This window comes from Streptomyces sp. 8P21H-1, from assembly GCF_013302945.1.
On sequence record NZ_JABTYA010000135.1, the window covers coordinates 1 to 5,003 of the forward strand.

5 protein-coding genes are annotated in these 5,003 nt (G+C 72.2%); 2 read left to right on the top strand and 3 right to left on the bottom strand.

Annotated elements, in window-relative coordinates:
- Window positions 1–181: 181 nt before the first annotated feature.
- A complete protein-coding gene (locus tag HO151_RS02415) occupies window positions 182–982 on the top strand; it encodes a DsbA family protein (protein ID WP_173894476.1) in 801 nt (266 codons plus the stop codon).
- 74 nt (window positions 983–1,056) lie between these two features.
- Here the strand turns inward: HO151_RS02415 and HO151_RS02420 are convergent, their stop codons facing one another.
- Complete coding sequence (locus tag HO151_RS02420; RefSeq protein ID WP_173894477.1) at window positions 1,057–1,626, bottom strand: dienelactone hydrolase family protein; 570 nt, start codon at window positions 1,624–1,626, stop codon at window positions 1,057–1,059.
- Window positions 1,627–1,758: 132 nt separating this feature from the next.
- Here HO151_RS02420 and HO151_RS02425 point away from each other — a divergent pair, with 132 nt between their 5' ends.
- Window positions 1,759–2,880 (top strand): mechanosensitive ion channel family protein, encoded by a 1,122-nt coding sequence (locus HO151_RS02425; protein ID WP_173894478.1) that lies wholly within the window; start codon window positions 1,759–1,761, stop codon window positions 2,878–2,880.
- Window positions 2,881–3,007: 127 nt separating this feature from the next.
- Here the strand turns inward: HO151_RS02425 and HO151_RS02430 are convergent, their stop codons facing one another.
- Together HO151_RS02430 and HO151_RS02435 are read right to left on the bottom strand one after the other, a co-directional pair.
- Window positions 3,008–4,594, bottom strand: coding sequence for a Na+/H+ antiporter (locus HO151_RS02430; protein WP_173894479.1), 1,587 nt, complete (start codon window positions 4,592–4,594; stop codon window positions 3,008–3,010).
- A 203-nt stretch (window positions 4,595–4,797) separates the two neighbouring features.
- Window positions 4,798–5,003 (bottom strand): GNAT family N-acetyltransferase (locus HO151_RS02435; RefSeq protein WP_173894480.1); only part of this gene is annotated, 206 nt, incomplete at its 5' end.

Below are 5,003 nucleotides of genomic sequence, written 5' to 3' on the forward strand. Positions count from 1 at the left end.
CGCCGCGGTGGCCGCCCCCCTCCCTCCGGTGCGCCGGATGCCGCGGCCCGTCCGCCGGGTCGCCGCCACGCGCAGGCGCCTGTTCGTGCACTCCCTGGGGCGGCGTGGACCGCCGTGCTCGGCCGTTCCCGCCTGAGCACCCGGTCCCCGCACACACCTGCCACCACCACGGAGAACGATCATGAGCAAGAGGAACAGCCAGGCCGCGAAGTCGGCGGCCCGTGAGCGGCTGCGCGTCGAGCGCGAGCGCCAGGCCAAGCGCGACAAGGCCAAGCGGCAGCTCGTCGTCGCCGGTTCGATCGTCGCGGTCCTCGCGATAGCCGGCGGCATCGGCTGGGCCGTCGTGCAGAACAACGAGCCCTCGAAGTGGGACGAGGCCGCCGACGCGAAGGTCGTCGCGCCCGCCAACACCAGCGGCAAGGACGGCACGACCGTCGTCATCGGCGACTCCAAGACCGACAACACGGTCCACCTGTACGAGGACCCGCGCTGCCCGGCCTGCGCCTCCTTCGAGCAGACCGTCGGCGAGACCGTGAACAAGGGCATGAAGGACGGCGACTACAAGCTCTCCTTCACCCTGGGCACGTTCCTCGACGGGAACCTCGGCGGCGAGGGCTCGAAGAACGGCGTGAGCGCGCTCGGCGCGGCGCTGAACGTCGGCACCGACGCGTTCCTGGAGTACAAGGCCGCGCTGTACTCGGCGAAGTACCACCCGCAGGAGTCGACGGACGACCTCGCCGAGGACGACTACCTGATCAAGGTGGCGGACACGGTGGACGCGCTGAAGGGCAACAAGAAGTTCCGGGACGCCGTCGAGAAGGGCACGTACGACGCCTGGGCGATGCGGATGAGCAAGTCGTTCGACGACGCCGAGGGCGTCGACTCGACGCCGACCATCAAGATCAACGACAAGGTGATCACGAACCCGGGCTCGGTCGCCGACTGGCAGAAGGCGCTCAAGGACGCGGGCGTCACCAAGTGACCGGGTAGCCGAGTGACCGGGTAGCCGGCACCGCGGGGGCCGGGGGCGGGCGCACCCTTCCGGGCGCGCCCGCCCTACAGCGTCTCCAGGAAGCCGAGCGCCACCCGCCAGGTGGCCTCGGCGGCCTCCTCGTCGTAGTCCGGCAGGCCGGGGTCGGTGTAGAGGTGCCCGGCGCCCGCGTACCGGTGGATCTCCACGTCGGCCCCCACCTTCCCCATCCGCAGGTACCAGGCGGTCAGCCAGTCGTCGGGCTCGAAGGCGTCCGGGTCCGCCACGTGCAGCTGCACCGGCAGCTCGTCCACCGAGGCGGTCTCCGCGATGTCGGACGTGCCGTGCAGGAGCAGCAGTCCGCGGGCCCTGCCGTCGCCGAGCGCCAGGGTCTGCGCGGTCGCCGCGCCCAGCGAGAACCCCGCGTACACGAGCCCCCGCTCCGAGTAGGGCGCCGCGGCCAGGACGGCGCGTCTGAGCAGCTCGTCCCTGCCCAGCTCGTCCTTGAAGGCCATGCCCTCCTCCACGGTCCCGAAGGTGCGGCCCTCGAAGAGGTCGGGCGTCCACACCTCGTGTCCGGCCGCGCGCAGCCGGTCCGCCGCGTCCCGCACGGCCGGCCGCAGACCGTAGGTCGAGTGGAAGAGCATGATGTCCATGGGGCCATGGTGCCAGCCGCCACCGACGACGCCGGTCCGGGGCGCCGGGACCGCGGCCGGTCCGGGGCGCCGGGGCCGCGGGTATGACCGGTGTTACAGATTAGCGACCCCGGGGACGGTTACGGTCCAAGGATGGAGAACGTGCTTCGCCCGCTGATCGTGATCGGCGGCTCGCTCGTGGTGACGCTGCTCGTCGGCTGGCTGGTCGACCTGCTGCTGCGACGCGCCGATCAACGCCACCCCCGGGTCCCGCTGTGGGGCCTGCTGCGCCGCTGCCGTCTTCAGTTGCAGTTCACGATGGGCGCGGTCCTGCTGAGAGGGCTGTACGACCAGGCGGAGATCGCCACCACGCACTCCGCGGGGATAGGCCACGCCCTGAACCTGGTCCTCATCGGCTCCACGGCCTGGCTGCTGGTGCGTATCGCGGTGGCGATCGTCGAGTCCTCGTACTCCCGCTACGCCCACACCCACCGTGATCCGGCCCGGGTCCGACGGGTCCGTACGCAGGTCACGCTGATCCAGCGCGTGGTCTCCGCGGTCGTCGGGGTGGTGGCGGTGGGCGCGATGCTGCTGACCTTCCCGACCATGCGTACGGCCGGTACCTCGCTGCTCGCCTCGGCCGGTGTCCTCGGCATCGTCGCCGGTGTGGCCGCGCAGTCCACGCTCGCCAACATGTTCGCCGGCCTGCAGATCGCGTTCGGCGACATGGTGCGGCTCGGGGACACGGTGGTGGTGAACGGCGAGTGGGGCACGGTCGACGAGATCACGCTCACCTTCCTGACCGTGCGCACCTGGGACGAGCGCCGGTTCACCATGCCGGTGTCGTACTTCACGTCGCAGCCGTTCGAGAACTGGTCCCGCGGCGGGGTGCAGATGACCGGCACGGTCTTCTTCCACCTGGACCACAGCGCGCCGGTGGAGGAGATGCGCGACAAGCTGCGCGACATCCTGCGCGAGTGCTCCGCGTGGGACGGGCGCGACTACGGCCTCGCCGTCACCGACTCCACCCCCAGCACGATGGAGGTGCGCGCGCTGGTCACCGCGAAGGACGCGGACGACGTCTGGACGGTCCGGGTCACCGTCCGCGAGCAGATGCTGCGCTGGCTGGCCCGCCACCACCCGTACGCCCTCCCCCGCGTCAACACGGCCGAGGCGATCCTCCCTCCGGGCACCACCCGCCCGAACGGCACGGAGTCCCACCGCTCCCGCCTGCGAAGCCGCATGCTGGAACCCCCACGCACCGGCCGAGGCTGACCCCCGGCCCGTCAGGGGCGCGGGGAACTGCGCGACAAGCCCCCACCGGCCCGCCACCCGAAAACGCACCCGCCCCACCCCGACCCCAGGGCCCTGCCCTGCTGGAGCCATCCAGCAGGGCAGGGCCCTACCTGAGACTCCGCACGTCGAGGTGGCGCAGCACCCGGTCCACCACCTCCGGATCCGCCCCCGCCTCGCTCCGCGCGGCCAGCACCTCGTGCCGCGCGGCGGAGAGCATCTCCCCCTGGATGCGCCGCACCCGCTTGATCCGCCGGGCCCGCTGCTCATGGGCCTCCCGGCGCTCGTCCTCCCCCAGGTCGGGACTGATGCGGTACCCGATGTCGAACGCCCGCCGCAGCAGCTGCTCGGTGAGCTCCTCGGGAAGGTCCTCCGCCTCCCCGATCTCCCGCAGGCGCTGCTTCGCCGCCCTGGCCGCCCGCACGGCGAGCGTCCTCTCGAAGTCCTTCTCGTGGTCGGTGTCGGCCTGCACCCCCAGCCTGCGGACCAGCCACGGCAGGCTCAGACCCTGCACCACGAGCGTCACCATGATCACCCCGAACGCGATGAAGATCATCTCGTTGCGCTGGGGAAACGGTTCCCCGCTCTCCGTCGTCAGCGGGATGGCCAGCGCGAGCGCGACGGAGGCCACCCCGCGCATCCCGGCCCACCACATGACGACGGTCTCGCGCCAGGTCGTCGGGATGTCCTCGTCCCGCTCCCGTCTCGTGTGCATCCGCCTGGCCAGCCAGGTGGCGGGCAGCAGCCAGGCCAGGCGTACGAACACGACGACCCCCACGACCGCGGCGGCCCAGCCGAGCATCTCGCCCCACCGCCCCGACGCCGTCCTGATCGCGTTGTGCAGCTCCAGTCCGATGAGCCCGAACGCCACCCCGGTGACCAGCGTGTCGACGATGTTCCAGAACGTGTGCCCGGCCAGCCGCGTCATGACGTCGTCGGCGTCGTTCGCGTACTCCGCCAGGAACATGGCCGTGGTGAGCACCGCCAGCACCCCGGACCCGTGCAGCTCCTCGGCCAGCACGTAGGAGGCGTACGGCACGAGCAGGGTCAGCCCGATCTGCAGCGTCGGGTCGCCGAGGTAGTCCATCAGCCGGTTCGCCCCCCATCCCAGCCCGACCCCGACGATCACGGCGACGACGGCGGAGAGCAGGAAGTCCAGGGCGGCGCCCGGCAGGGAGAAGGAGCCGCTGACGGCGGCGGCGATGGCGACGTGGTACAGCACGATGGCCGTCACGTCGTTGAACAGCCCCTCCCCCTCCAGGATCGACACCAGGCGGCGGGGCAGCCCGAGCTGTCCCGCGACGGCGGTCGCCGCGACCGGGTCGGGCGGCGCCACCAGCGCGCCGAGCGCCACCGCGGCGGCGATCGGCAGTCCCGGTACGACCGTGTGGGCGACCGCGGCGACCACGGCGGTGGTGACGAACACCAGGGCCACGGCGAGCAGGAAGATGGGCCGTTTGTTGGCGGCGAACTGCCGCCAGGAGGTGCGCCGCACGGCGGCGTAGAGCAGCGGCGGAAGCAGCGCGGGCAGGATCAGCTCGGGCGGGATGTCCACGTTCGGCACGAAGTGCAGGAGGGCCAGCACGATCCCGAGCAGGGTCATCAGCACCGGTGAGGGGAGTTTGAGCCGGTCCCCCAGCGGGACGCTCACGACGGCCCCGAGCAGCAGCACGAACAGCAGGGCCAGCTGGTCCACGGTCAGCGCTCCAGGGGATCTAGACGTTCAGGAGGAACCAGGCTTCAAGCGTGCCACCGAACCCCGGGCCCCGCCCCCGCCGCGGACGCCCCGCCGACCTGCGCGACCGCGCCCACGGGGAGCGCCCCTTCAGGGGCGCGGGGAACTGCGCGACAAGCCCCCACCGCCCGCAGCCGACCGTACGTCCCGAACCCGGTCGCCCGCTAAAGACAGCGCCGCATCGCCCGGTGCGGAATCCCCGCGTCGGGGAACTCCGGCCCGTACGCCACGTACCCCAGTCGCTCGTAGAAAGGCAGCGCGTGCGTCTGCGCGTGCAGGTCCACGGCCGTCAGCCCGTGCGCGCGGGCCGCGTCCTCGATGCCCCGTACGAGCGCCGCGCCGACGCCGAGGCCCCGCGCGGCCCGGACGA

What these genes read in the sequence shown, in the direction of transcription:
- HO151_RS02415 (WP_173894476.1), top strand. Translation starts at nt 182, where the DNA reads ATGAGCAAGAGGAACAGCCAGGCCGCGAAGTCGGCGGCCCGTGAGCGG.
- HO151_RS02420 (WP_173894477.1), bottom strand. Translation starts at nt 1,626, where the DNA reads ATGGACATCATGCTCTTCCACTCGACCTACGGTCTGCGGCCGGCCGTG.
- HO151_RS02425 (WP_173894478.1), top strand. Translation starts at nt 1,759, where the DNA reads ATGGAGAACGTGCTTCGCCCGCTGATCGTGATCGGCGGCTCGCTCGTG.